A 679-nucleotide genomic window follows, 5' to 3' on the forward strand; every position below is an offset into this window, starting at 1 on the left:
TTAATAACTAACTAGAACGGAAATGGGAATAAATAATAAATACACTGACAATTAATTATCACTATTAATAAACAGTATTATTTATTCCCTTTCTAAAATATTCGGTCAGGCCTTTTAATTTTTCATAATTAATATGTCGAGTTAAAACACACCTGTTATCCACCATTTTATTCAGGCGTTATTATGAACAATAATAGTAGTACAAATAAAATGCGTGCTCTTGTTATCGAGCACCAAAATATTACTCCAAACAGCTTTGCAGACCGCGCAACTAAGTCGCTTGTTGCTGAACTACAAAACCGCACTATCGAAATCATCACTGCTACTTCTTACGAAGATGCACGTGCGGTTATTCTGTCTACTCAAATTGACAGCCTAGTATTAGCACTAGAAAAAACTGAAGAGCAAATCGTTAACTCTAACGAAGAAGTTGAACTACTAAGTGCACTTCAAGCGCGTCAATCTGAAGTACCAGTATTTCTACTAGCAGAACGCGCTCGTACTTCTATTCTTAACAACCGCCAGTTAATGGAACGTGTTGATGAGTGTTATTCTGTACTAGAAGACACTGCTGACTTCGTTGCTGGCCGTATCGTTGCTTCAATGCGTCGTTACCGTGCACAAGTGTTACCACCGTTCATGAAAGCGATGATGCACTACAACGATATCCATGAGTACT

The 679-nt window shown here is 37.7% G+C and carries 1 protein-coding gene; it reads left to right on the top strand.

Annotated features, from left to right (window positions below; translation table 11 throughout):
* Positions 1 to 183 precede the first annotated feature (183 nt).
* A partial coding sequence (locus tag C9I86_RS19835) for an Orn/Lys/Arg decarboxylase N-terminal domain-containing protein (RefSeq protein WP_304590020.1) occupies positions 184 to 679 on the top strand: 496 nt, incomplete at its 3' end.

The sequence above is a fragment of the Photobacterium sp. NCIMB 13483 genome, assembly GCF_003025475.1.
In the GTDB taxonomy this organism is placed as follows: domain Bacteria; phylum Pseudomonadota; class Gammaproteobacteria; order Enterobacterales; family Vibrionaceae; genus Photobacterium; species Photobacterium piscicola.